The organism is Pseudomonas khavaziana (genome assembly GCF_019145205.1).
Classification (GTDB): Bacteria; Pseudomonadota; Gammaproteobacteria; order Pseudomonadales; family Pseudomonadaceae; genus Aquipseudomonas; species Aquipseudomonas khavaziana.
In genome coordinates this window covers 46,411-70,470 of the sequence record NZ_JAHSTT010000006.1, presented here as the reverse complement: position 1 = coordinate 70,470, position 24,060 = coordinate 46,411, and the positions used below count along the sequence as shown (strand labels likewise).

Annotated in this window: 22 protein-coding genes and 1 pseudogene; 11 read left to right on the top strand and 12 right to left on the bottom strand. The window is 60.1% G+C overall.

Features of this window, described 5'->3' with window-relative positions; all coding sequences use genetic code 11:
* Positions 1-253: 253 nt before the first annotated feature.
* Positions 254-1,072 carry a shikimate 5-dehydrogenase gene (locus KVH01_RS16245; protein ID WP_124377241.1) on the bottom strand — a complete coding sequence of 273 codons (819 nt, stop codon included), beginning with the start codon at positions 1,070-1,072 and terminating at the stop codon, positions 254-256.
* 156 nt (positions 1,073-1,228) lie between these two features.
* Between KVH01_RS16245 and KVH01_RS16240 the strand changes: the two genes are divergently transcribed.
* The 3 genes from KVH01_RS16240 (at position 1,229) to KVH01_RS29945 (ending at position 2,306) form a co-directional block, all read left to right on the top strand.
* The gene (locus KVH01_RS16240) at positions 1,229-1,603 is read left to right on the top strand and encodes a hypothetical protein (RefSeq protein ID WP_043051641.1); all 375 of its coding nucleotides are present in this window, start codon (positions 1,229-1,231) and stop codon (positions 1,601-1,603) included.
* A 234-nt stretch (positions 1,604-1,837) separates the two neighbouring features.
* A complete protein-coding gene (locus tag KVH01_RS16235) occupies positions 1,838-2,032 on the top strand; it encodes a hypothetical protein (RefSeq protein ID WP_217882078.1) in 195 nt (64 codons plus the stop codon).
* A 91-nt stretch (positions 2,033-2,123) separates the two neighbouring features.
* The gene (locus KVH01_RS29945; RefSeq protein WP_043051642.1) at positions 2,124-2,306 is read left to right on the top strand and encodes a hypothetical protein; all 183 of its coding nucleotides are present in this window, start codon (positions 2,124-2,126) and stop codon (positions 2,304-2,306) included.
* On the opposite strand, the gene KVH01_RS16230 is transcribed toward KVH01_RS29945, so the two are convergent.
* The gene (locus tag KVH01_RS16230; RefSeq protein WP_217882077.1) at positions 2,303-3,370 is read right to left on the bottom strand and encodes an AI-2E family transporter; all 1,068 of its coding nucleotides are present in this window, start codon (positions 3,368-3,370) and stop codon (positions 2,303-2,305) included. The genes KVH01_RS29945 and KVH01_RS16230 overlap by 4 nt on opposite strands.
* A gap of 174 nt (positions 3,371-3,544) precedes the next feature.
* Between KVH01_RS16230 and trhP the strand changes: the two genes are divergently transcribed.
* The gene (trhP, locus tag KVH01_RS16225) at positions 3,545-4,858 is read left to right on the top strand and encodes a prephenate-dependent tRNA uridine(34) hydroxylase TrhP (RefSeq protein ID WP_217882076.1); all 1,314 of its coding nucleotides are present in this window, start codon (positions 3,545-3,547) and stop codon (positions 4,856-4,858) included.
* 4 nt (positions 4,859-4,862) lie between these two features.
* Here trhP and KVH01_RS30845 read toward each other — a convergent pair whose 3' ends face one another.
* The gene (locus KVH01_RS30845; protein ID WP_217882075.1) at positions 4,863-6,542 is read right to left on the bottom strand and encodes a methyl-accepting chemotaxis protein; all 1,680 of its coding nucleotides are present in this window, start codon (positions 6,540-6,542) and stop codon (positions 4,863-4,865) included.
* Between the two features lie 166 nt (positions 6,543-6,708).
* Positions 6,709-8,028: a Na+/H+ antiporter family protein gene (locus tag KVH01_RS16215; RefSeq protein ID WP_161793259.1), complete on the bottom strand. Its 1,320-nt coding sequence runs from the start codon at positions 8,026-8,028 to the stop codon at positions 6,709-6,711.
* 236 nt (positions 8,029-8,264) lie between these two features.
* On the opposite strand from KVH01_RS16215, the pseudogene KVH01_RS30645 reads away from it, so the two are divergent.
* Positions 8,265-9,554, top strand: a pseudogene (locus KVH01_RS30645) (HAMP domain-containing protein); the annotation flags it as partial.
* A 102-nt stretch (positions 9,555-9,656) separates the two neighbouring features.
* Complete coding sequence (locus KVH01_RS30640; RefSeq protein WP_404822072.1) at positions 9,657-10,412, top strand: methyl-accepting chemotaxis protein; 756 nt, start codon at positions 9,657-9,659, stop codon at positions 10,410-10,412.
* A 195-nt stretch (positions 10,413-10,607) separates the two neighbouring features.
* Here the strand turns inward: KVH01_RS30640 and KVH01_RS16205 are convergent, their stop codons facing one another.
* The 4 genes from KVH01_RS16205 to KVH01_RS16190 are packed head-to-tail and all read right to left on the bottom strand — an operon-like array spanning position 10,608 to position 13,199.
* Complete coding sequence (locus KVH01_RS16205; protein WP_217882073.1) at positions 10,608-11,921, bottom strand: sensor histidine kinase; 1,314 nt, start codon at positions 11,919-11,921, stop codon at positions 10,608-10,610.
* Positions 11,918-12,586, bottom strand: a complete 669-nt coding sequence (locus tag KVH01_RS16200; protein ID WP_043050973.1) for a response regulator transcription factor — start codon at positions 12,584-12,586, stop codon at positions 11,918-11,920. The genes KVH01_RS16205 and KVH01_RS16200 overlap by 4 nt, the downstream gene beginning before the upstream one ends.
* Positions 12,586-12,897, bottom strand: a complete 312-nt coding sequence (locus KVH01_RS16195; RefSeq protein WP_217882072.1) for a PepSY domain-containing protein — start codon at positions 12,895-12,897, stop codon at positions 12,586-12,588. Before KVH01_RS16195 ends, KVH01_RS16200 begins: the two co-directional genes overlap by 1 nt.
* Entirely contained in the window at positions 12,897-13,199 is a 303-nt protein-coding gene (locus KVH01_RS16190) for a PepSY domain-containing protein (RefSeq protein WP_043050975.1), read from the bottom strand. The genes KVH01_RS16195 and KVH01_RS16190 overlap by 1 nt, the downstream gene beginning before the upstream one ends.
* Positions 13,200-13,357: 158 nt before the next feature.
* Here KVH01_RS16190 and KVH01_RS16185 point away from each other — a divergent pair, with 158 nt between their 5' ends.
* The 5 genes from KVH01_RS16185 to codA all read left to right on the top strand — a co-directional run bounded on the left by KVH01_RS16185 (position 13,358) and on the right by codA (position 18,138).
* Positions 13,358-14,437, top strand: coding sequence for a patatin-like phospholipase family protein (locus KVH01_RS16185; protein WP_217882071.1), 1,080 nt, complete (start codon positions 13,358-13,360; stop codon positions 14,435-14,437).
* Between the two features lie 80 nt (positions 14,438-14,517).
* Positions 14,518-14,874 carry a 6-carboxytetrahydropterin synthase QueD gene (queD, locus tag KVH01_RS16180; RefSeq protein ID WP_003190259.1) on the top strand — a complete coding sequence of 119 codons (357 nt, stop codon included), beginning with the start codon at positions 14,518-14,520 and terminating at the stop codon, positions 14,872-14,874.
* Positions 14,875-14,950: 76 nt separating this feature from the next.
* Positions 14,951-15,400, top strand: coding sequence for a GNAT family N-acetyltransferase (locus KVH01_RS16175; RefSeq protein WP_217882070.1), 450 nt, complete (start codon positions 14,951-14,953; stop codon positions 15,398-15,400).
* Positions 15,401-15,583: 183 nt separating this feature from the next.
* Positions 15,584-16,852: a cytosine permease gene (codB, locus tag KVH01_RS16170; RefSeq protein ID WP_217882069.1), complete on the top strand. Its 1,269-nt coding sequence runs from the start codon at positions 15,584-15,586 to the stop codon at positions 16,850-16,852.
* A gap of 50 nt (positions 16,853-16,902) precedes the next feature.
* Positions 16,903-18,138, top strand: coding sequence for a cytosine deaminase (gene codA, locus KVH01_RS16165; protein ID WP_043050979.1), 1,236 nt, complete (start codon positions 16,903-16,905; stop codon positions 18,136-18,138).
* A 9-nt stretch (positions 18,139-18,147) separates the two neighbouring features.
* Here codA and KVH01_RS16160 read toward each other — a convergent pair whose 3' ends face one another.
* From KVH01_RS16160 to tssI, 4 genes are read right to left on the bottom strand one after another with little or no spacing between them, the layout of a single operon-like run.
* Positions 18,148-20,298, bottom strand: coding sequence for a lipase family protein (locus tag KVH01_RS16160; RefSeq protein ID WP_217882068.1), 2,151 nt, complete (start codon positions 20,296-20,298; stop codon positions 18,148-18,150).
* Positions 20,299-20,311: 13 nt separating this feature from the next.
* The gene (locus tag KVH01_RS29935) at positions 20,312-21,070 is read right to left on the bottom strand and encodes a hypothetical protein (protein WP_225924248.1); all 759 of its coding nucleotides are present in this window, start codon (positions 21,068-21,070) and stop codon (positions 20,312-20,314) included.
* Between the two features lie 4 nt (positions 21,071-21,074).
* Entirely contained in the window at positions 21,075-21,911 is an 837-nt protein-coding gene (locus tag KVH01_RS16155) for a DUF4123 domain-containing protein (protein ID WP_217882067.1), read from the bottom strand.
* Positions 21,911-23,917 (bottom strand): type VI secretion system tip protein TssI/VgrG, encoded by a 2,007-nt coding sequence (gene tssI, locus KVH01_RS16150; RefSeq protein ID WP_217882066.1) that lies wholly within the window; start codon positions 23,915-23,917, stop codon positions 21,911-21,913. Before tssI ends, KVH01_RS16155 begins: the two co-directional genes overlap by 1 nt.
* Positions 23,918-24,060: the final 143 nt, after the last annotated feature.

Sequence of the window (24,060 nt, the reverse complement as noted above, 5' to 3'; positions counted from 1 at the left end):
TCCTTCCAAAAGTGAGCCGCTGTAAGAGCGGAACCCTAAGTGGCCGTTACCGCAGCAATGGATATGTACTCGGTCTGATCCAACATCCTGGTCGGCCCTGAGACCGCCATCGGGAGCAAGCCCCCTCCCACAGGTACAGCGCCATACCAGAAGTTGTGTAGATACCCATGCGCCGATGAGGGCGTTCAATTAGTGTGTCTGGGGCTGATACACCGCCATCGGGGGCAAGCCCCCTCCCACATTAGCTGGGCCTTCAGTTGCGGGCGAAGGCCACCGCCGCCTGGAATTGCTCCTGGGTCGGACGCACGCCGGTGTACAACACAAACTGCTCCAGCGCCTGGATCGCAATCACCTCCAGCCCGGTAATCACCCGCTTGCCCTTGGCGCGCCCACGCACGATCAGGGGTGTTTCAGCCGGGATCGCCACTACATCGAAGACAGTTTCCGCCTGATCGATCGCGTCGGCCTCGAACGCCAATGCATCCGCCTCGGCCCCACCTGTCATGCCGATGGGCGTCACATTGATCAGCATCTGCGGGCGCAAGTCGCCCAGGTCCGCCTGCCACTCATACCCAAGGTTGCGCGCCAATGCCTGGCCCGCAGCTTCATTTCGCGCCACGATCACGCCGTTGGCATAACCGCCATCACGCAAGGCACTGGCAACCGCCTTGGCCATGCCGCCGCTCCCGCGTAGGGCGAACGTGGAATCAGTCGGCACCGCGTGCTTTTTCAGCAGTTGCTCGATGGCAATGTAGTCAGTGTTATAGGCCTTGAGGTGGCCGTTGGTGTTGACGATGGTATTGAGCGAATCAATGGCTTGAACTGAATCGTCAAGTTCGTCCACTAAGGCAATGGCGGCCTCCTTGAACGGCATCGATACTCCGCAACCACGCACGCCCAAGGCGCGAATACCACCGATCGCGCCGGGCAGGTCCTGGCTGCTGAAGGCCTTATAGTAGAAATTCAGACCCAGTTGTTCATACAAGTGGTTATGAAAACGCAGGCCAAAGTTCCCGGGGCGCGCCGACAGTGACATGCACAGCTGGGTGTCCTTGTTGGGGTGCATCTGCATGGGTAACTCCTTGAAGTAAGCAAATCGGTACAGACCTTACACAACCTTTACCTAATGGAAGTGCTGTTTTTTTGAAACACGTTGTCTTAAAAGTATCCCCGCGACAATCCTTGAGTCTATTGATTGCAGACCACAAGCGCAGGGGCTAACCGAGGAATGACCATGATTCGTAAAATCCCCAGAATCGCCTTGCTGATCGGTGCACTCGCAATGGCCGGCCAAGCTTCCGCCCACGGTGGTGGTTGGGGTGGCCCGGCAGTGTTGGGCGCACTTGTTGGCGCAGCAGTAGTTGGCTCCGTAGTTGCCAGCCAGCCTCGTGAGGTCTATGTGCAACAACCGGTGTACGTCCAGCCGCAGCCAGTGTATGCCGCACCGCCGCCTGTCTATTACGCGCCGCCACCGCCGGTGTATGTGCAACAGCAGGTTTATTACCGCCCGGCACCGGTCTATTACGGCCCACCACGTGGCTACTATGGCCCGCCTCGCGGCTACTACGGCCATCCCCACGGCTACTACGGCCGCGGTTGGTAAGGTTCCATTGAGTTGACTGGAACAGGCCTCGCTCCCAAGCGAGGCCTTTTTTTGCCGGAAAAGTCCGGATTTATCTTGCCAATGTCGCTGTGAGAACAATGCCCAAGCGTCTATCCCACATCATAAGGGCGCAGTATCCTCTTGATCGGCCCAGGCGCGAACTGTCATGGTTGCGTCATAAAACAGTCTCACTATCGACCCAGTCCACCCAATAACAATTAAGGACGATTGCCCATGCCCACACAAAATCCGCACCGCACCGCCGGGCTTTGCACGTCCAGCAAGGTCTACAGTGCCTTGACCGAACTCAAGCACCTCGAGGGCCACCGCAGTGCGAAGTTCCTCGCATTGATGGCCGAAAACCTGGTGCGCAAGGGGCTGCTCAGTGAGCACGAAGTGGTGAGCATGCTTGACCAAGTGGTGGATTAACGCCTGGTGTCGATGTCGACTATCGAGCCAGGTGATTTTTCCCCAACGCCGGCGCACCGTAAGGTGACCTCCATAACGATTGGAGGTACTTATGCCCACTGTTCAAATCATGTCTGTCATCGGCAGCGCCGTCCCAGCCCCTTTACGTAAGCTTGGCTTGCTTGCCTGTTGGTACGTGGTCCGCGATGGCGAGCCGATCAGCGGCCCGCTCACTTCATTGTCCGACGCCGAGACACAGCGCCAACGAGTAGCCAACTTCAGGCTTCAAGCCTAGGGCAACGGCAATTTGACCCGTGGCTTGGTTTCGACGAACAACGCCCAGCACGACATGAACAACGCCGCCACCAGTGGCCCGATGACGAAGCCGTTGAGGCCGAACACCGACAGGCCACCCAAGGTCGAGATCAGGATCAGGTAGTCCGGCATCTTGGTGTCCTTGCCCACCAGGATCGGACGCAGCACGTTGTCAACCAGGCCGATCACGAACACACCGAAAAGCCCCAGCACTACGCCCTGCCAGATCGAGCCGCTGAGCAGGAAGTAAACCGCCACCGGGCCCCAAACAATCCCTGCGCCCACCGCTGGCAGCAGGGACAGAAACGCCATCAATACCGCCCAGAGCAATGCACTGGGAATATCCAGGAACCAGAATATAAAGCCACCCAATGCGCCTTGGGTCACGGCCACCAGCACGTTACCCTTGACCGTGGCGCGTACAACCCGGTTGAACTTGAGCTGCAGGCGACGCTTTTGCGGTTCTGCCAGCGGCACCGCCGTGCGCACCTTGCGTACCAGTTCCGGGCCGTCGCGCAGCAGGAAAAACAGCAGGTACAACATGATGAAAAAGCTCACCAGGAAATCAAACGTGCCCTGGCCGAAGCTGAACGCCTGGGAGGCAAAGAACTGACTGCCCTGCATTGCGCCCTTGACCACTTTTTCCCGCAGCCCATCCAGATTGCCCATGCCGAAGCGGTCGAGCAGGTGTTGGAAGTATGGCGGCAGGAAGTGCTTGAATTGCTCGATATAACCGGCCACATCCAGCTTGCCACTCTCAACGTTTTTGTACAGCGTGGCCCCCTCCTGCACCAGCAACGCGCTGGTAATGATCACCGGCAGAATCGCGATCACCAGGCACACCATCAAGGTGGCCAGGGAGGTCAGGTTGCGGTTCCAATTGAACCGCTGCTGCAGGCGGCGTTGCATGGGCGCAAAGATGATGCCGAGGATCACTGCCCAGAACACCGCGCCGTAGAACGGCAGCAATATCCAGATAAAAGCGATGGTCACCAGGGCCAGCAGCAGCAACAGGGTCTTGAATTGCAGGTTGGTTTGATTCATGTCCGATCCATGTCAAAAAAGCAGAGGACCGGTGTCGGCCCTGTTGCTTAGTCCGCAGCGAAACCCGGGAGTGCCCTTGTTTATCGAACAAGCATAGACCGCCTTGTTTAGACTTGGATCAATGAACCGCGCCCGCCCCTGTACTACCCTCGCGGCTTTTTGCGACCCACACCCATGCCACCTATCATTGCCCCCGAACTCCTCGCCCCTGCCGGCACCTTGAAGAACATGCGCTACGCCTTCGCCTACGGCGCCGATGCGGTCTATGCCGGCCAGCCGCGCTACAGCCTGCGGGTGCGCAACAACGAGTTCGACCATGCCAACCTGGCGCTGGGTATCCAGGAAGCCCATGACCAGGGCAAGCGCTTCTATGTGGTGGTGAACATCGCGCCGCACAACGCCAAGCTCAAAACCTTCCTCAAAGACCTGGCGCCCGTGATCGCCATGGGCCCGGATGCGCTGATCATGTCCGACCCGGGGCTGATCATGCTGGTGCGCCAACACTTTGCGCAGATGCCGATTCACCTGTCGGTGCAGGCCAATACGGTGAACTGGGCCAGCGTGGAGTTCTGGCAACAACAAGGGATTTGCCGAGTGATCCTGTCGCGGGAGCTGTCCCTGGAAGAGATCGATGAAATCCGCCAGCACGTACCGGCCATGGAGCTGGAGGTGTTCGTACATGGCGCCTTGTGCATGGCCTATTCCGGACGTTGCCTGCTGTCGGGCTACATGAACAAGCGCGACGCCAACCAAGGCACCTGCACCAACGCCTGCCGCTGGAAGTACCAGGCCACGCCCGCGGTGGAGAACGCGACCGGCGACATCGTCCAGCAATATCAGCCGACGCTGGGAATCGGCGCGCCCACCGACCAGGTGTTCCTGCTGCAGGAAGCCAATCGTCCCGATGAGTCAATGCCTGCCTTCGAAGACGAACATGGCACCTACATCATGAACGCCAAGGACTTGCGCGCCGTGCAGCATGTGGAGCGCCTGGCGCAGATGGGCGTGCACTCGTTAAAGATCGAAGGCCGCACCAAATCCCACTTCTATTGCGCACGCACCACCCAGGTGTACCGCCAGGCCATCGATGACGCGGTGGCCGGGCGCGCCTTTGATCGCAGCTTGATGACCAATCTGGAGTCCCTGGCCCAGCGCGGCTACACCGAAGGTTTCCTGCGCCGTCATGTGCATGATGAATACCAGAACTACCAGAACGGCAGCTCGGTGTCCGAGCGACAGCAGTTTGTCGGTGAGCTGACCGGCGAGCGTCGTGGCGAGTTGGCAGAGGTCAAGGTGAAGAATCGTTTTGCCGTTGGCGATCACTTGGAATTAATGACGCCGGCCGGCAACTTTCACTTTGACCTGGCCACCTTGCGCAACGCCAAGGATGAAGCCATTAAGGTGGCACCGGGGGACGGGCACACCGTGTATGTGCCCTTGCCGGCCGAGATGGACCTGCATTTTGGCCTGCTGATGCGCGACCTGTGAACGATCAGATCCTGAACTGACCAACCAACTTACCCAGGCGCTGGCCCAGATCCGCCAAGCTGCGGGAGGTCTGGGCACCCAGTTGGGTTTCATCCGCCACGCTGTCCACTGCCACGGCAATCTGATGCACGCTGCGGTTGATCTCTTCGGCCACAGCGGTTTGCTCTTCGGCGGCACTGGCGATCTGTGCATTCATCGAATTGATGGTGCCAATCAACTGGGCCATGGTGTCCAGGGACGCCCCGGCCTGGTTGGCCTGCGCCGAGGTGCCGTCGCCAGCATCGCTGGAGCGGCGCATTGCGTCCACGGCAGCCTCGGTGCCTTTTTGCAGGCGGTCGATCATGCCCTGGATTTCCTGGGTGCTGGTCTGGGTGCGGCTGGCCAGAGCGCGCACTTCGTCGGCGACCACGGCAAACCCGCGCCCGGCTTCCCCGGCCCGTGCGGCTTCAATGGCAGCATTGAGCGCCAGCAGGTTGGTTTGTTCGGCGATGGAGCGGATCACGCTGAGCACACTGACAATCGACGACACATCCTGCTGCAGACTGTCCAGGGATACGCCACTGCTGCGGATATCGTTCACCAGCGCATGGATCTGCGCGATGCTGCCGTCCACCACACGTTTGGCGGCCTGGCCTTCGGCGTCGGTCTGTTGCGCGGCGACAGCGGCGCCTTGGGCACTGCGCGCCACTTCATGGGCAGCGGACGACATCTGGTTGATCGCGGTGGCCACTTGGTCGGTCTCGTGGCGCTGGCGTTCCATGGCTTGCTCGGAGCGCTGGGCCTGGTCGGATACCTGGCTGACCAGTCCGGTGAGCTGGGCGGTCATTTCGGTTATCTGGCGCACTAACCCATGGATTTTATCGACAAAGCGATTGAACGCACCGGCCAGGTCGCCCAGCTCATCCTGGCTGGTAATCGCCAGGCGCCGAGTGAGGTCGCCTTCGCCAGCCGCGATGTCGTCAAGGTTGGCCTTCATCAGGTTGAGCGGACGCAGGATGGTATTGGCCACGAGCATGCCCACCGCGGCAATCACAAGGAGTACCACCACGGCGACGCCGAGGATGCTCAGCAGCACGCCTTCCATGCGTTTCTCGACCTTGGCTTCGACCACCGCCACCTGGGCCTCGATACCGTCCAGGTTCACCGAAGTACCGATGACCATGTCCCACTTGGGCAGGTATTCGGTATAGCCGAGCTTGGGCACCAGTTCGGTCTGGCCGGGCTGGGTCGAGCTGTATTGCAGGTAGTGGGTACCGTCCTTGCCGACCTTGACCAGGTCGCGGTTGACGTAGACGCCGTTGGGGTCGCGGTTGTCCTTGAAGCTTTTGCCCACGCCGTCGGGGCTGTTGCCCTTGAACAGGCGGATGGTCTCGGAGTCGTAGCCGAAGAAATAGCCGTCCTTGCCGTAGCTGGTGTTGGACAAAAGCTTGACCACCTGGGCCCGCACTGCGGTGTCGCCCGGGGCCGCCGCATCGTAAAGCGGCTTGATGGTGCTCATGGCCACTTCGACATAACTTTGCAGGGTAGCCTTGGCGTCGTTGAGCAGGCGTTGGCGGGTTTCATCCACTTCGTTGCGCGCCTGGCCCTGGAGAATCCACACGGTGGTCAGGCTGATGACCACGGCAAACAACAATACAGGCACTACGGCAAGGGCCAGGACTTTGGCCTTCAAACTCAGACGCATGGCTTTTCTCTCTTATTAGTGGCGGCTTGAGAGGTTAACGGCCAGGTGAGTAATTTCTGTAGGAGCGAGCTTGCTCGCGAAGAACCTTAGAACTCTGCGGGGTGTCAGGCTGTTCGCATTATCGTTGGTTTTTTTCGCGAGCTAGCTCGCTCCTACAGTGAATTCATCAGAGCGTCATCGCGGCCAGCCACCCAAACGCCAGCAGCGGGATGTTGTAGTGCAGGAAGGTCGGCACCACGGTGTCCCAGATATGGTGGTGCTGGCCGTCGATATTCAGACCGGAGGTGGGGCCGAGGGTTGAGTCCGACGCAGGCGAGCCGGCATCGCCCAATGCACCGGCGGTGCCGACAATGCACACGATGGCCAACGGGCTGAAGCCCAGCTGCACGCACAGCGGCACGAAAATCGCCGCAAGGATCGGCACCGTGGAAAATGACGAGCCGATGCCCATGGTCACCAGCAGCCCCACCAGCAGCATCAGCAACGCCCCTACCCCACGACTATGGCCGATGAACGCCGCCGAGGCTTCCACCAACGAGCGCACGTCACCGGTGGCCTTGAGCACTTCGGCGAAGCCCGAGGAGGCGATCATGATGAAGCCGATCATCGCCATCATCTTCATACCTTCGGTAAAGAGGTCATCGGTGTCGCGCCAGCGCACGATGCCCGATACAGAGAAGATCAGGAATCCGGCCAGGGCGCCGATGATCATAGAGTCCAGCCACAGCTGGATGATGAACGCCGAGGCAATCGCCAGGCCGGCCACCAGCAGGGTCAGCGGGTTGTACTGCACCGCCACTTGCTCGACGCGCTCGATTTTTTCCAGGTCATACACGCGCTTCTTGCGGTAGCTGATAAACACTGCCACCAGCAGGCCGACCACCATGCCCAGTGCCGGCAGGCCCATGGCGTGGGTGACGTTGACCTGGCTGATATCCACCCCGCTCTTGGCTACGTTGGCCAGCAGGATCTGGTTGAGGAAAATATTGCCGAAACCCACCGGCAGGAACATGTACGGCGTGATCAGGCCGAACGTCATCACGCAGGCAATCAGGCGGCGGTCCAGTTGCAGCTTGGTCAGCACATACAGCAGCGGCGGCACCAGCAACGGGATAAACGCAATATGGATCGGCAGGATGTTCTGCGAAGCAATCGCCACCACCCATAACAGGCCAATCAACAACCATTTGACGTGGCTGCCACCGCTGGCTTCCTGGCGATCAACCAGCAGCAAGGCTTTGTCCGCCAGCGCGTGGGCCAAGCCGGACTTGGCAATTGCCACCGCGAAAGCGCCTAGCAATGCGTAGGACAAAGCCACGGTTGCGCCGCCACCTAAGCCGCCGTTGAAGGCTTTGAGCGTGGCGTCGATCCCCAGGCCACCCGTCAAACCGCCCACCAGGGCGCCAACAATAATGGCGATGACCACATGCACGCGGGACAGGCTGAGTACCAGCATGGTGCCGACCGCGGCGATGACTGCGTTAATCATGGTTACCTCAAGCAAAAACAAAAAAGACCGGCATGCCCGCGCACGGCCCATGGGAACAGCTGCCGGCGTGCAGGCTTGAAAGAGGTCTTATTAGAGGGCGCGCACTTTGCAGCAGGCAGGCGCGCATGTCAAAAAACGACGCCGCTTTGGGGGTTAAATTGATCGTTTGAATAAAGAACCACGCACGCCGGCCGATAAGCTGTTTCCATGTGCTTTCAGGTAAGGATGTCCCGATGTCGCTCAGGCAGCTCTCCATTCAATGGAAAATCACCCTGCTCGCGGGCCTGTGCCTGCTGGGGATCGTGACCCTGCTGGTGGGTCTGTCGCTATATCGCATGGCGCAGAGCTCGGAGCAGGTCAAGGCCTCCAGTATGCAGATGCTGGACGAAGCCGCCCAGGCGCGCATCGAGGCTCAAGGTGAAGTGCAGGCGCTGGGCATCCGCCAGAAGTTCATGGATGCCTACCAATACGGCCATGGGTTTTCCCGCCAGGTGCTGTTTTTGCGCGAGCAGGCAGAGAAACGCTTTCTCGACGCCTTCGATACCCGTGAAGACCTGACCCGCCAGGTCAAGGCCGCGCTGCAAGCCAACCCCGACCTGTTGGGTTTGTCTCTGGTGTTCGAAGCCAATGCGCTGGATGGCAAGGACGAGTTGTTCGCCAACCAGGCGGAACTGGGCAGTAATGACAAAGGCCGATTCGCCTTGTACTGGTCGCAGCCGACGCCGGGCAAGATCACTTCGATGGCGCTGCCCGAAAGCGACATGACCGACACTTCCATCAGCCCCAGCGGCGAAAAAGCCAATGCCTGGTTCACCTGCCCGCGTACCACGCTCAAGCCGTGTGTGATCGAACCCTACTTTTATGTGATCGACGGCCAGAACGTGCTGATGACCAGCATCGTGTTCCCGCTGATGGTCAATGGCAAAGTCATCGCGTCACTGTCGGTGGACATCAACCTCAACAGCCTGCAGGCCGTGAGCCAACAGGCCAGCCAGAAGCTGTACGACGGCCAGACCCAGGTCAGCATCCTCAGCCCGACCGGTTTGCTTGCCGGCTATAGCCCGGATGCCAGCAAGCTCAGCCAGCGCCTGGCGCAGGTCGACACGGTCAGCGGCGCGCAACTGGTCAACGCCTTGGCCAGCAGTACTCAAACCCACCGCCTGCGCGCCGGCCATCAGCTCAAGGTACTGGCACCGTTTGCGCCGATCCCTGGGGGCAAGCCGTGGGGCGTGTTGCTGGATGTACCGGAAAAAGTCCTGGTGGCGCCCGCCGAGGCGTTGAAAACCCAGCTGGACGCCGACAATGCCAAAGGCACCCTGCTGGAGCTTGGCCTGGGCCTGCTGGCCGCTGTGGTAGGCCTGATACTGGTGTGGCTGATGGCGCGCAGCGTGACCCGGCCGATCCTCGGCGTGGCACACATGCTTGAAGATATCGCCAGTGGCGAAGGTGACCTGACCCGACGCCTGGCCTATGACAAGCAGGACGAACTGGGCCAGTTGGCCGGCTGGTTCAACCGCTTCCTCGACAAGCTGCAACCGATCATTGCCGAGGTCAAACGCTCGGTGCAGGACGCCCGTGGTACCGCCGACCAGTCCGCCGCGATTGCCACGCAAACCAGTGCCGGCATGGAGCAGCAGTACCGCCAGGTGGATCAGGTGGCGACCGCTTCCCACGAAATGAGCGCCACCGCCCAGGACGTCGCCCGCAGCGCCGCCCAGGCGGCCCAGGCCGCTCGCGACGCCGACCAGGCCACCCGCGAAGGCTTGACCGTGATCGACCGCACCACCGTCAACATTGGCGACCTCGCCGCCGACATGAGCACCGCCATGGCCCAGGTAGAAGGCCTGGCCGCCAACAGCGAGAAAATCGGCTCGGTGCTCGAAGTGATTCGCGGCATCGCCGAACAGACCAACCTGCTGGCGCTCAACGCCGCCATCGAGGCCGCCCGTGCCGGTGAAGCCGGTCGGGGCTTTGCCGTGGTCGCCGACGAGGTGCGCAACCTGGCGCGGCGCACCCAGGAATCGGTGGAAGAAACCCGCCTGGTGATCGAGCAACTGCAAAGCGGCACCACCGAGGTGGTCGGCTCCATGGGCAACAGCTATCGCCAGGCCCAAGGCAGCGTCGAACAGGTCGGCCAAGCGGTAACAGCCTTGCGCCAGATCGGCGATGCGGTCACGGTGATCAGCGACATGAACCTGCAGATCGCCAGCGCCGCCGAAGAGCAAAGCGCGGTGGCCGAAGAGATCAATAACAATGTGGCGACCATTCGCGATGTGACCGAGTCATTATCGGAGCAGGCTAATGAATCGGCGCGGGTCAGCCAGGCGTTGAACAGCCTGGCGAATCAACAACAGGGGTTGATGGATCAGTTCAGGGTGTAAGCCTAATGGAGATCTACTGTGGGAGGGGGCTTGCCCCCGATCGCGTTGGGTCAGCCCCAGATGTATTTACTGACACGCCCTCATCGGGGGCAAGCCCCCTCCCACATTTGGATCGCGACACCTCAGTTGGGCAGCCGTTGACTGTCAGGCCGCCACGGAAGCAAGCGCCCATACTTTTAGAGATTTAGCCGGGCATTAACGCTTGGGTAACTCGACCAGTGCCTTCAACCCACCCAGCTCACTCTCCTGTAACTGCAACGTCCCGCCCCACACCTCGACGATGTCCCGCACGATCCCCAACCCCAGGCCATGTCCGTCAATTTGCTCGTCCAGTCGCGCGCCGCGACCCAAGACCTGGTTACGCTGGGCTTCGGGAACGCCGGGACCATCGTCCTCCACCACCAACAGGTAGCCTTGCTGGGTTTCGCTGACGCTCAGCCGAATATCGGCATCCGCCCACTTACAGGCGTTGTCCAGCAAATTACCAAGCAATTCCAGCAAGTCTTCGCGGTCCCAGGGCAATTGCAGGCCCGGCGAAACGTGATAGCTGAGGTCAAGATGGTCGCCATGGATCATGTTCAAGGTCGCCAGCAGGCCGGGCAATTCTTTTTCGCAATCAAACAAGGCGCCCGGCAGGGTTTCGCCAGCCAGCCGTGCCCGGTTGAGCTCGCGGTTGAGGCGTTGCTGGATTTGCTCCAGTTGGTCGCGCAATAGCTGGCTCAACTGCGGGTGATTCTTGAGCGCCTCACTGGAAGCTGCGCTCAGCAACACCGCCATTGGGGTTTTCAACGCATGCCCCAGGTTGCCGAGCGCATTGCGGGAACGCTTGAGACTGTCTTCGGTGTGCGCCAGCAGATGGTTGATCTGCGCCACCAACGGCTCCAGCTCCAACGGCACCTGGGTATCGAGCTGCGAGCGCTGGCCCTGTTGCAGTTGGGCGATCTGGTTGCGCGCCGTCTCCAATGGGCGCAGGGCGCGGCGCACGGTAACCCGCTGCAGGACCAGCACCAGCAGCAGCGCCGCCAGCCCCATCACCAGGCCAATCTGGCGCATCAGGCGAAAACTCTCCCGCACGGGCGTGTAATCCTGGGCCACGCTGATGGAAATCGGCAGGCCGAAGCGCTTGTAGTCCGAACGCAACACCAGCAATTGCTGGCCTTCCGGCCCCAGTTGCAGGTTGCCCTTGAGCCCCGCTTCGGGCAGCCGGGGCAGTTCCTGGTCCCAGAGTGAACGGGAACGCCAATGGGTATCGGCAAAGTCGATCCGAAAATAATGCCCGGAGAACGGTCGCTGATAGGCCGGTGACAGGCGTTGCTCATCCAGCTGTACGCCGTTGGGCCCGCGCACCAACGCCACCAGCAGGTTCTCACTGTCATTGCGCAGGCCCGCTTCCAGATAGCGTTGCAAACCGGCCTCGAACAGCCACAGGCTGGTTTGTGCCAGCACCACGCCAACGCCCACCATCACGCTGATCAGGCCCAGGCTCAAGCGCCGCTGGATCGACCTCATGCCGGGGCGGCGCCAAACCGATAGCCCTGGCCGCGCCGGGTTTCGATCACACTGCGCCCCAACTTGCGGCGCAGATGGTTGACGTGCACCTCCAGCACATTGGAGTCACGCTCGGTCTCTCCGTCGTACAGATGTTCGGCCAAATGGCTTTTCGACAGGATCTGTTCGGGATGCAGCATGAAGTAGCGCAGCAAGCGAAATTCGGCCGCCGTCAGCTGAATCTCGGCGCCATCGCGCAGCACACACTGGCGTCCTTCATCCAGATGCAGGCCGGCGGCCTGCAGGGTGGGCTGGTTGGCGTGGCCGTGGGAACGTCGCAACAGCGCCTGGATGCGCAGGTAGAGTTCTTCGGGGTGAAAGGGTTTGCTCAGGTAATCATCGGCGCCGGCCTTGAGCCCTTCGATACGCTCGGCCCAGGAATCGCGGGCGGTAAGGATCAGCACCGGGATGGCCAGCGCAGCGGCGCGCCATTGCGCAAGCACTTCAAGCCCGGGCAAACCGGGCAGGCCCAGGTCGAGGATGATCAGGTCATAGGGTTCGCTGCAACCTTGATATGCGGCGTCGCGGCCATCGGCCAGCCAGTCGACGGCATAGCCCTGACGCTGCAGGCCGGCCAGCAGCTCGTCGGCCAGGGGTACGTTGTCTTCCACCAGGAGCAGGCGCATCAGTCTTCCTCATCTTTGATCAGCGCACCGTCGGTCGCGTTGAGCTTGATCTCGCGTACCACGCCTTCGGTGGTCACCAATTCCACTTCATAGGCGTACTCGCCGTGTTTCTTTTCCAGCTCAGCTTCCAGCAACCGTGAGCCGGGATACCGTGCCATGGCCTGCTGCAAGAGTTGCTCCAACGGCAGGATCACGCCCTGCTGGCGCAGCTCCAAAGCCTCATCCTGATTCAGGTCCCGGGCAGCCAGGCTGGAGCAAAAAACCATGAGCACCAGCGCCACTCGACTGCCGACGCGTAAATTTAACTTCATTACGTATCCTGATGATTCTTGAGAACCTGCCCGGTGAGCGCGTCCAATTCAACGTCCCATTCAATACCGTTGCGATCTTCCAGCTCGACTTCATAGACGTACTTGCCGTATTCCTCATCCAGGTCGCTGTCCAGCAGCGTCGAGCCGGGGTGCAGGGCCAGGGCTGTGGCATCCAATTGGTCGAAGGCGACAATAGTAACAGTGGCGGGGACGATCAGTGGTTTGTCCGGGTCCACGGCTGCGGCCGGGGCCGCCGTAACAATGATGATAGCGGCGGCGCCCAGAACAGTGAGGCGCGTCATGATAAGTCTCCGTTACAGGATGTTTTCCTACGCAGGTCACCCTACCTGCTGCAACTTAACTGAAACTGAATTGCCACCATGGCAATTGCACGCAAGCCGTTTCTCCCACCGTCTGCGATATTTTCTATAATGCCCCGTTCGCCCAATCAGAGGCCGGTATGACAGCCATCCATATCAAGTTCCCTGCCTTGACCCTCAAGGCCGGCAAACGTGCCTTCGCCCGCATTCGCGAGCGGGGTCTTGCGCCTGCCGACGTCGGCATCCTTCCGGGAGCGGCTGGCGGCCCCAAGGCCTTGGGCATCCAGGGCCTGGACCTGGCGCTGTTTGGTGACTGGCTACCCCGCGTGCCGCGCGAGCGTGCGCTGATCGGCGCGTCCATCGGTTCCTGGCGGTTCGCCAGCGCCTGCCTGCCCGACCCTGTGCAAGGCTTGCTTGACCTGGGCCGCCTGTATAACGAACAGCGCTTTGCCAAAGGCGTGACCATGGCCGACGTCAGCCAGAGTTGCCAGCGCATGCTCGATGACCTGCTGGCTGGCCGTGATGCACGCATACTGGACAATCCCGACTATCGCCTGAACATCATGGTGGTCAAGAGCCACGGCCTGCTCGCCGACGACCACCGTGGGCGACTGGGGCTGGGCCTGTCCTCGGTGATCGCCGACAACTTGCGGGGCCGCGCACGGCTGTCGCGACACTTTGAACGGCTGATCATCCACGACCCGCGCCAGGCACCGCCGGTGCATCCCCTTCAGGATTTCCCGTCGCGCTTCCTCAGCCTTGAGTTGGGCAACCTGCGCCAGGCGCTGCTCGCGTCCGGCTCGATCCCCATGGTCATGCAAGGCGTACGCGACCTGCCCGGAGCAGGTGCCGGCACCTATCGCGACGGCGGCCTGCTCGACTATCACCTCGACCTGCCCTACCACGGCGATGACATCGTGCTGTACCCGCACTTCACCGACCGTGTCATTCCCGGCTGGTTTGACAAGGGCTTGCCATGGCGACGCAGCAATCCGCAAGGCTTGCAGGATGTGGTGCTGCTGGCGCCCTCCAGGGACTACCTGGCACGCCTGCCCTACGGCAAACTGCCGGACCGCAGTGATTTCAAGCGCTTCATGGGCGATGACCCAAGCCGTAACAAGTATTGGCAAACCGCAATGAGCGAGAGCCGGCGACTGGGGGATGAGTTTTTGGCCTTGGCGGATAACGGCGCGCTGGGCGGCCGACTGCTTGCCCTTTAACGGTAGGAGCGGTGTGCGCAGGGGCTGATCAAACTGTTAAACTCGCCGACTGCCAGACACCTGACCGAGCTGAAAACACTGTGGAAATCTTCAAGGAATTTACATTCGAATCCGCCCACCGCTTGCCCCACGTGCCGGAGGGCCACAAATGCGGGCGCCTGCATGGGCATTCGTTCAAGGTCGCGATCCACCTGAGCGGCGACCTCGATCCCCATACCGGCTGGATCCGCGACTTTTCGGAGATCAAGGCGATTTTCAAGCCGCTCTACGAACGCCTCGACCACAACTACCTCAATGACATCCCCGGCCTGGAAAACCCCACCAGCGAAGTGCTGGCCAAGTGGATCTGGAATGAATTGAAGCCCTTGCTGCCCGAGCTCAGTGCGATTCGTATCCATGAAACCTGCACCAGCGGTTGCATCTATCGCGGCGAGTAGCCGATCGCGTGTCGGAAACCACCTGCGGGTGGTTTTTCCGAAGTGCCAGTGGAATCTTTCAGAGGAGTTCATTGCAATGATGCGCCCCGCCACTGTCGATGATGTTGCTGCCATTGAGGCCATCGCCCAGGCTGCTTACTCGCCTTACCTCTCGCGCATCGGCCGCAAACCCGCGCCGATGCTGGAAGACTATCGCCGGCGAATCGAGGCCGGTGGCGTACATGTGTTGGACCATGCGGGGCAGGTCCAAGGCTTTATCATCCTGCTCGATACCGACACTGGCCTGCTGTTGGATAACCTGGCCGTGGCACCGGATGCCCAAGGCCTGGGGCTAGGGCGCGTGCTGATGGATTTCGCCGAGCAACAAGCAGCCGACTCGGGCTACACACACATCTACCTGTACACCAATGAGGCCATGACCGAGAACATCGCGCTATACACTCGTCGAGGGTATGCACAAACCCATCGGGCCGTGGAGAACGGTCTACGCCGGGTGTACATGAGCAAATTTCTACAGGCAATTTAACAGATCCAACTTGTATCACTTGCTGCACCGTTTTCGCGCTTGACCGGCAACCCGCGCATGACCTTCTCTGCGACGCGTCCTGATTTGACTATAAATAGGCTGCACAACCTGGGCGCATCACTGCCTCTGACTTGGCACGCACGCTGCAACAGGCCTGCGTCACTCATTCAGGGAGCAACCCACATGACGCAGCAGGAACCAGGCAACGATTACCCCCTCAGCGAAGTCCCCTTGCATGCGCGCAAGGGCCTGGCATCCACGGCCATGGTGCTGCTGGGCTTCACGTTTTTTACCGCGACAATGTTTGCCGGCGGCAAGCTTGGAGTGGCGTTCAGTTTCACCGAAATGCTCGGCGTCGTGGCCCTGGGTAACCTGTTGCTGGGTATCTACGCCGCAGGCCTGGGTTACATCGCCTTCAAGAGCGGCTTGAACTCGGTGTTGATGGGACGTTTCTGTTTTGGCGAAGTCGGCAGCAAGCTCAGTGACTTGATCCTGGGTTTTACCCAGATTGGCTGGTATGCCTGGGGTACTGCCACGGCGGCCGTGGTATTGGGCAAGTATTTCGAATTGAGCCATGGCAGCGTGCTGGGGTTGATGGTGGTGTTTGGCTTGCTGTTCTGCGCCACGGCCTACGTGGGGTATCGCGGGCTGGAAATCCTGTCCTACATCGCCGTGCCGGCCATGGGCATATTGCTGGTGCTGTCGATGTGGGTAGCGACCGTGAAAGTCGGCGGCCTGGATGGCCTGCTGGCGGTGGTGCCAACCGGTGAATTGAACTTATCCACGGCGATCACCCTGGTATTCGGCACCTTTGTCAGCGGTGCGACCCAAGCCACCAACTGGACGCGCTTTTCACGCTCGGCCAAGGTCGCGGTGCTGGCCAGCCTGATCGGCTTTTTTATCGGCAATGGCCTGATGGTGCTGATCGGCGCCTATGGCGCCATCGTCTATCAGCAACCGGATGTGGTGGAAGTCTTGCTGCTGCAGGGTTTCGCCATGGCGGCGATGGCCATGTTACTGCTCAACATCTGGAGCACCCAGGACAACACCATCTACAATTTTGCCGTCGCCGGCTGCAACCTGCTGCGAACCCGGCGCCGCAAGACCGTGACCCTGGCCGGTGCGGTGATCGGCACCCTGCTCGCCTTGCTTGGCATGTACGACATGCTGGTGCCGTACCTGATCCTGCTGGGCACGGTCATCCCGCCGATTGGCGGGGTAATCATGGCGGACTTCTTCTATCGCTATCGTGGTCAATACCCACGCCTGGCGGATGCTCCCCTGCCGGCGTTCAACTGGCCCGGTCTGGTAGCGTATGGGGTGGGTACCGTGCTGGCGTTCAACTCGCCGTGGGTCGCACCACTGGTGGGGATTGTTGCCGCGTCGCTGACCTATATGCTGCTCAGCGCCATACTACGTGCCATGACCGCCTGGACATCGCTATCGCCCTGAGTATCAGGCGGCTGTCTGCCTGATTGTTTTTAGCCAAGAGGAACTTGACCATGCACATCATCAATGCCCGCCTGCGCAACCGTGAAGGCCTGCATGATCTGCACCTGGAACACGGCCGGATCGCCAGCATTACTGCGCAAACCGGCATGCCGACACTCACGAGCGGCGACCTGGACGCCGCCGGTAACCTGGTCATACCGCCCTTCGTCGAACCCCACATCCACCTCGATGCCACCCTCACCGCCGGGGAACCGCGCTGGAATATGAGCGGCACGCTGTTTGAAGGCATCGAGTGCTGGGGTGAGCGCAAGGCCACTATTACCCTGGAAGACACCAAGACCCGCGCAAAAAAAACCATCCAGGCCCTCGCCGCCCACGGCATCCAGCATGTGCGCACCCATGTCGACGTCACCGACCCGGATCTCACGGCACTCAAGGCCCTGCTGGAGGTGCGCGAAGAAAGCACGCACCTGGTCGATCTGCAAATCGTCGCCTTCCCCCAGGAGGGCATCGAGTCGTTCCGCAATGGCCGCGAACTGATGGAAGAAGCCGTTCGCCTGGGCGCCGACGTGATCGGCGGTATCCCCCACTTCGAATACACCCGCGACCAAGGGGTCAGTTCGGTGAAATTCCTCATGGACCTGGCCGAACGCACGGGTTGCCTGGTGGACGTGCATTGTGACGAAACCGACGACCCGCACTCACGCTTCCTCGAAGTTCTCGCCGAGGAAGCCCGCAGCCGCGACATGGGCGCGCGGGTCACCGCCAGCCACACCACGGCCATGGGTTCCTACGACAACGCTTACTGCGCCAAACTGTTCCGTCTGCTCGGGCATTCAGGCATCAGCTTTGTCTCCTGCCCCACTGAAAGCATCCACCTGCAAGGCCGCTTCGACAGCTTCCCGAAACGCCGCGGTGTCACCCGTGTCAACGAACTGCTTGAGGCCGGCATGAACGTGTGCTTCGGCCAGGACTCCATCGTCGATCCCTGGTACCCCCTGGGCAACGGCAACATCCTGCGAGTCCTGGAAGCGGGCCTGCACATCTGCCATATGCTCGGCTACCGCAACCTGCAAAGTGCCCTTGACCTGGTGACCGACAACAGCGCCAAGGCCATGGCTCTGGGCGACCGATATGGGCTGCAGGCCGGTCGCCCCGCCAACCTGCTGATCCTGTCCGCCGACAGTGACTATGAAGTCATTCGCAGCCAGGGCCTGCCGCTGTACTCAATCCGCAACGGTAAGGTGCTGATGAAACGACAGCCGGCGCAAGTCGAGTTTATGTAATCCGGCTGGCTAGACGATTGAGTCGATGTCCAGCGTTTGCGCCTTTGCCTGATCATGGTGTGCAGGCGGCGGAATGCTGGCAAATTGGGCAAACTCGCGGTTTTCAGGGTGACTGAACCAACGTTTGAGGCTCGATTGCAGGGGCGCAGACTGTGCATGACTGCCGTAGACGTCGCGAACTTCAAGGCGACGCCAGCGCAGGGTTTCCAGGCGCTCGCGGCTGGTGTGCAAACGGTCGATCTCGGCGTTCAAGGCATCGGTAGGTTCATAGCTGCGATCATTGACTGGACGCTGGCGGGCAAGTTCCCGCCGTTTGGCTCTCAATTGCTCGCGCATGTCTTCGAGGGCGCGGTCGAGCAGCTCAAACTCCCTCAAGGTCACCAGGGGGACTTGGCGATCCAGGGCTTGCTGCCAGCGCCGCAGTGTGGCCCAGGCTGCGGGGATGTAGCTGGCGGTCATGAAGTGTTGGCCGGCCTGAAAAAGCTGCCGCAGCAGATTGTCACGGGCGGGCATATCGCCCTGGAGTTGCAATGCGCGATGACACCCCGCCTCCTGAATGGACTCACAGCCAGGTTTCCATAGCACCGAAGAATGAGTGCCGTCCGGGAGCGTGATCGGCATGAAGTGATGTTGCTCACCGTGATGTTGATAGGGATTGCCGCCCACCCGTATCAACCCGGCGGCGAACAGCAGGCCACCGGGCGCGGGGGCACTGAATAATGTGACGGCCCCAGGAATCCAGAGTTTGGCGGTGGTGTTCATCCAGCGCGCCGGAACGCTGGGGACGGGGTCGTTGTGGTTGACGATGCGGTGGTGGACCAAAGATGAGGCGCCGGCGATGAACTCGGAGTCGGCGGCGCGAGGGGCGCCGTAGGTGTAGAGGAGAATGTTGTAGTTAGCATCCGGGGTTCGGCGCAGTCCTTCGGCCAACAGCAACGCAATGGCGCCGCCAAGGCTGTGACCACAAATCACAATGCGCTGGCCGATATGGAATTGGTCAAGGTATTGCAATACGAAATCACGCATAGCCCGGTAAGCCTGGTAAAAGCCCTCGTGGACTTTACCAACGCCCTCGACGAAAGCCACTTGATGGGCGTCCGCGTCGCGTAGCGCATCAGCACCACTGACGGTTCCTCGCACGGAGATCAAAATGACCTCGTCGTGGTGAGTGATGAACGCCTGGGTGTCAGTGCCAAATTTTTCGTCATCGAAAAAATGCAGGCGTGCGGGGTGTTCCTGCTCGTCCTTCAGTTCCGGGCGATTTTGGGGATACAAGTCAGGATCGAAAGGCAGGATTTCAAAACGCTGGGAGTATGGGACTTCTTCATAGAGCGGATAGAAACGCTGCGTTTGCTTCGGATCGATTTGCCAGGCTTCGTCGCAGCTCGAGAGCAGCACGGAGAACAAATGTCCAATGCTGGGCTCCTGCGGGAAGATGACCTGATCAACGGGACTCTCAGAAGGCTGCTGGCCAAAATCAAGGTAACTGAGGGCAGACATCAGAGCCAACTGGTACAGGTTCAAAGCGCACAACTGGTCAGCAGTGGAAAACAATGGCCGTAGGGCACGCAACGGACGCACCTCAAGTACGGAATGTTGATTTGGGAACAATACGACTCCTGACAAGGAGGGTTGAGGTGGACCGAAGCCGAGATCGGCCATCATCTTTAATGCATGCCGCTTGGGGCGGTGAGCTGACGAAGCCAGGGGCGGCAAGTGGGCGTTATGGCGGACTAAATCCCTTACTTCAACTTGATAAAACCTGTCCCCTTGGTGCTGTGTAGGGCTGCGTTTAGCATGTCTAGCGTGATTGCCAGAAAAAAATGTTCCTTCGGCACGAATTTGAAGTTCGGTAATAGGTAATTTGTACGTTTGGCGTGTTCTAAGCTGGTAATACGGCTCCTCAACTCCGGCGTACAAATCATCCAGCATCAAAACGACAGGCCCGCAGTAAAAATCTCGCAGATTGGCGAACCCGTCACCATTCAATTGGCCGACGTATTGTCGCCCAGCACTGTCATGCACCGTGAATTGAAGCCCGCCATAAGCCGTTCCACTGCCCGTTTCATCGACCAACCGAAAACTTGCCCAGTGACCTTGCGATGCACAAGCAGGCATCTGTTCATCAAAATAAGCTTGCTTCCATGCCTCTAGCTTCATGACTTCATCCTTGTTATTGGCACGTTGGATAGACCTCACATACGCGTCCGTCAGGCATTTTTATGGGTTTGAAGTCCGTGTAGTTACCTGCGCAATACCCATATAGGTCCTCGAAACTCTTCCCTCTGCAACGTTTCCACCCCCCCGGAACAGGTATCCATCTGTCATCAAACGCAGGCAACTCATCCTTGCTGACAGATAGCACCAGCCTCAGCTTTTTCCCTGATAATTGCGACCGTTGCGCAACGCCCCCCACCCGCGACTTTCGCAATGCCCCCATTGAATCCAGTGAATTGCAAATCAGTAGCTTCCTGATTGCATGCAACGGCCCCACCGTCCGAAAATGCCACCTACATTGCCCCAGTACTTTCTGTATGCCCGACTCAGGCAACTCACCTTCCACACGATCTTGAATGGAAATACTTGCAAAGTTTCCACCCACATCCGTACTCCGCTTTCCCCACTTCGCATAGAAATCAAACTCCAGACTACGTAGCACCAACGGACACCCCTCTACCGTTTCAGTCAGCGGCAACTCATAACTCACCGTGCTCGCGACAGGTTTGTAGTCCGTAAAAAAGACTTTCCGCTCTGGTCTCTTGCCTCGGCGTCTCGGCAAGGCGCACATCTCACCCGTTGCAGGTCGATAATTAGCTGCCGTCTTAAGTTCGAATTGCGGCGGCAAATCCACCTCCAACGTGAAATGCTCCACGGCCCTCCCCGTACAGCCCGAAAGGCCTGCTACCGCAACCACGAGCAACCCCACTTTCATCCATTTATTCACCCTTCCCGTCCTTCCTGCGCCACTGCCACACCACCCGTTCAAAATGCGCCCCTGGCGCCTCGCCTACCCTCGGTTGCCAATGGACAAAACTGTTGCGGGTCGCCTCTTCCAACCGACGCACCACCAAAAACTCCAATTGCTCCGGCGTGCGCCATTGCCAGGTGCACGCCTGCTCCAATACCTGGGCCAACCAGACCCTCGGGTCTTGAAATTCAACCAATGCGGCCAGGTCTTCACTGTGCTCGGCCAACAGGTAGCGCAGGATATTGGCGTGCAGGATTGCTTCGGCCTGGGGATTGGGTGCGCCCAGCCAGGGTGGCGGGTCGGGTACCGGGTAGTCGCCTGGTGCGGGATTCTCGGCCTGGCACCAACGGCCTTCATGCCAATAGCACACGCTGATGAGCGGCCCGAGGTAGTGCGGCCAATGCGCTTTCGATAAATGGGCCAAGGCACGGCCTAGGGTGCGGTTGTCGTGAATGCGATAAAGCACCTGCTGGCCCTTGGGGCCCAGCAGCAATCGCGCGCGCCAATGTCGCGTCACATCGTCCAGATCGGCAGCAGGCAAACTACCCATCCACCCCCAATTCGACTCGGGGTGTTGCAGCAGCTCGACCAATGCAGGTTCCTGCATCTGCTCCAGCAACACTATGACCGGGCCTGAGCTCGCCAATTGCGCCGCATCGGTCTCGCTGTAGAGTTCGCAATAGTGCAATGGGCCGCGCCCTGCCAACAGAGGTTGGCGAGCCGTGTTATGGCCCTCCAGCATCAGGCACAGCGCGTACCCTCTCTGCCGCTGTTGAGCCATCCATCGATTGGGCAAGCTGTCCATCAAGCCGCCCTCCCCACGATATCGCAGCCGCCTTCTCGGCAGCCTTCGCACAGGGGGCAAAAATCCGCGCCCAGTTGCTTGGCCAAGTCCATGATGACGCCTTGCACCGCAGATATTGGCGCGTCAACCCGCACAGGGCCCACCGGATGGGTTGCCGACGGTGTGCCACCAAGGCTGATCGCACGGCTGCTGAAAATACTGCCGGCTTGAATCATCAGGTGCTCCCCGCCCGCCTTCAGGATCAGTTGCGCACCCGCGTCGATTACCAGGCTGGCACCCGCCTGGAGATGAATCTGCTTGCCGGCTTCGATCACCAGGGTCTGGCCCACTCGGGTCAGGCTGTCGCCCTGCACGTCGAGGTAGTCATGCGCCTTGAGCGTTACCTTGCGATCACCGTCGACGTGGCGATGCTCCTCGCTTTCCAGCCGGAGCGTGCTCACCCCTCGGATGATTTCATGCCTCTGCCCGGCGACTTCCAGGCGGCTGTCACGGCCCACCTGTTGCTCCAGGTCGCGTTGTGCGCGCAGGTAGATCAGTTCTTCGCCGCGCCTGTCTTCAAGGTGCAACTCGTTGGCCCCTGCTCCGTGGGGAGAACTGCGGCTACGCAGAACGCTGCGCGTCTTGTGCTGCGGTAAGGGGTAGGCGGGCAGGTGCAGCGCGTTGGGCAGGCAACCGCTGACCAGGGGTTGGTCGGGGTCGCCCTCCAGGAAGCTCACGAGCACTTCCATGCCCACCCGTGGAATGACCATGGCGCCAAACCCATCCCCCGCCCAACCGGACGCCACCCGCAGCCAACAGCTGCTGGTATCGTCAAGTTTGTCCAGGCGATCCCAATGAAAGCGCACCTTCACACGGCCATAGGCATCGCAATGGATATCCTCACCCGCAGGCCCGGTCACCGTCGCGGTTTGGCTGCCACTGATCGTCGACTTGGGGTGCTTGAGCGGCGGTCGATGCACTGCGCGCCAGGGTGTCGCAGTGAAGCGGTTGCGATAGCCTTGAAACCTGTCGACTTCAAATGCGGCCTCCTCCAACACCTGCGGTTGGTAGCCCTCATGACGCACCGACGTCAGTAGCCACAAGTCGTTGCAGACTGGATCGGGGTGATCGCACAACTCGAGAAAGTGACCACTGCATAACGCCGGTTGATCGCTCTTGCCCAATACTCGATGACGATCACGCTGATGGCGCTCCAGGCCGCGGCGCGCCAGTTGAGCACCTCGTGCACGGCCGGTGAACCCAGCGGGGGAACCATAGTCTTCCAAAGGATCCGTGGCTCCGGCCTGGGCTTGCAGGTGTAGCGAAGGATGCTCAAAGTCGAAGTCACGGCGTACGGTGCGTTGACTGCGGGTTTGCAGGCGCCGGTCGAAACGCTGGACGACGCGGGTCTCGAGCGCCGGATCAGGCGATGAACAATAACGCTGCACCGGTAACCGTCGAAATACTGTCTGGTCATCACCAAACACCAGCAGATGATTGTCCGTACTGTGGCGAAAATGGAAGTGAATACCCTCCTCTTCACACAGTCGCTGGATGAAGTGCAGGTCGGACTCCATGTACTGCACGCAGAATGTCCGCGGGGGATACACCACCGGCCCGAGCTCGAAGGTATAGGTATCGGCGAGAATGCCGTGGTGCTCAAGGATCGTCGCAATAATCTGCGGCACGCTGCGCTGCTGGAAAACCCGCTGGTTGCGGCGATGGGCAAGCCATGCAAGGCGGGGGGCCAGCGTCAGGTGATATCGGGTAAGTCGTATACCTGGGTCATCTCGGCCGATAGCGTAGACCTGTCCATGCAGGCCTTTCCCCTCCTCGCCGAAATCCAGGTAGGCAGGTTGACGAAGCAAGGCCTCCAAGTCATGGGACGGGTCTTCGCTGACCAACTGAATGTGAATGAAGTACGGTTGGTCAAGGGCCTCGTGACCGTTGAAGGCCAACACCTGGAAGTCCGCATCAAGTTGCGGAAGAAACAGTTTAAAACGTGAGAAAGAAAACGCGTGAACCATCCGTTGTTACCCGCCATCAACTTTTTCGATTGAAATACTCTTCCTCGCCACCTTCTATGGCTTGCGAAAAAAGCACCTGAACACGCTAAAGCTTAGCGATTTCGGCAGCGTTTTGGATGTTGAAAAACAAAAGAGAAATTTCG

Excerpts from the sequence above, each read along its gene's own strand:
- KVH01_RS16245 (WP_124377241.1), bottom strand. The coding sequence starts at position 1,072 with ATGCAGATGCACCCCAACAAGGACACCCAGCTGTGCATGTCACTGTCG.
- KVH01_RS16240 (WP_043051641.1), top strand. The coding sequence starts at position 1,229 with ATGACCATGATTCGTAAAATCCCCAGAATCGCCTTGCTGATCGGTGCA.
- KVH01_RS16235 (WP_217882078.1), top strand. The coding sequence starts at position 1,838 with ATGCCCACACAAAATCCGCACCGCACCGCCGGGCTTTGCACGTCCAGC.
- KVH01_RS29945 (WP_043051642.1), top strand. The coding sequence starts at position 2,124 with ATGCCCACTGTTCAAATCATGTCTGTCATCGGCAGCGCCGTCCCAGCC.
- KVH01_RS16230 (WP_217882077.1), bottom strand. The coding sequence starts at position 3,370 with ATGAATCAAACCAACCTGCAATTCAAGACCCTGTTGCTGCTGCTGGCC.
- trhP (WP_217882076.1), top strand. The coding sequence starts at position 3,545 with ATGCCACCTATCATTGCCCCCGAACTCCTCGCCCCTGCCGGCACCTTG.
- KVH01_RS30845 (WP_217882075.1), bottom strand. The coding sequence starts at position 6,542 with ATGCGTCTGAGTTTGAAGGCCAAAGTCCTGGCCCTTGCCGTAGTGCCT.
- KVH01_RS30640 (WP_404822072.1), top strand. The coding sequence starts at position 9,657 with ATGGAGCAGCAGTACCGCCAGGTGGATCAGGTGGCGACCGCTTCCCAC.
- KVH01_RS16205 (WP_217882073.1), bottom strand. The coding sequence starts at position 11,921 with ATGAGGTCGATCCAGCGGCGCTTGAGCCTGGGCCTGATCAGCGTGATG.
- KVH01_RS16200 (WP_043050973.1), bottom strand. The coding sequence starts at position 12,586 with ATGCGCCTGCTCCTGGTGGAAGACAACGTACCCCTGGCCGACGAGCTG.
- KVH01_RS16195 (WP_217882072.1), bottom strand. The coding sequence starts at position 12,897 with ATGAAGTTAAATTTACGCGTCGGCAGTCGAGTGGCGCTGGTGCTCATG.
- KVH01_RS16190 (WP_043050975.1), bottom strand. The coding sequence starts at position 13,199 with ATGACGCGCCTCACTGTTCTGGGCGCCGCCGCTATCATCATTGTTACG.
- KVH01_RS16185 (WP_217882071.1), top strand. The coding sequence starts at position 13,358 with ATGACAGCCATCCATATCAAGTTCCCTGCCTTGACCCTCAAGGCCGGC.
- KVH01_RS16175 (WP_217882070.1), top strand. The coding sequence starts at position 14,951 with ATGATGCGCCCCGCCACTGTCGATGATGTTGCTGCCATTGAGGCCATC.
- codB (WP_217882069.1), top strand. The coding sequence starts at position 15,584 with ATGACGCAGCAGGAACCAGGCAACGATTACCCCCTCAGCGAAGTCCCC.
- codA (WP_043050979.1), top strand. The coding sequence starts at position 16,903 with ATGCACATCATCAATGCCCGCCTGCGCAACCGTGAAGGCCTGCATGAT.
- KVH01_RS16160 (WP_217882068.1), bottom strand. The coding sequence starts at position 20,298 with ATGAAGCTAGAGGCATGGAAGCAAGCTTATTTTGATGAACAGATGCCT.
- KVH01_RS29935 (WP_225924248.1), bottom strand. The coding sequence starts at position 21,070 with ATGAAAGTGGGGTTGCTCGTGGTTGCGGTAGCAGGCCTTTCGGGCTGT.
- KVH01_RS16155 (WP_217882067.1), bottom strand. The coding sequence starts at position 21,911 with ATGGACAGCTTGCCCAATCGATGGATGGCTCAACAGCGGCAGAGAGGG.
- tssI (WP_217882066.1), bottom strand. The coding sequence starts at position 23,917 with ATGGTTCACGCGTTTTCTTTCTCACGTTTTAAACTGTTTCTTCCGCAA.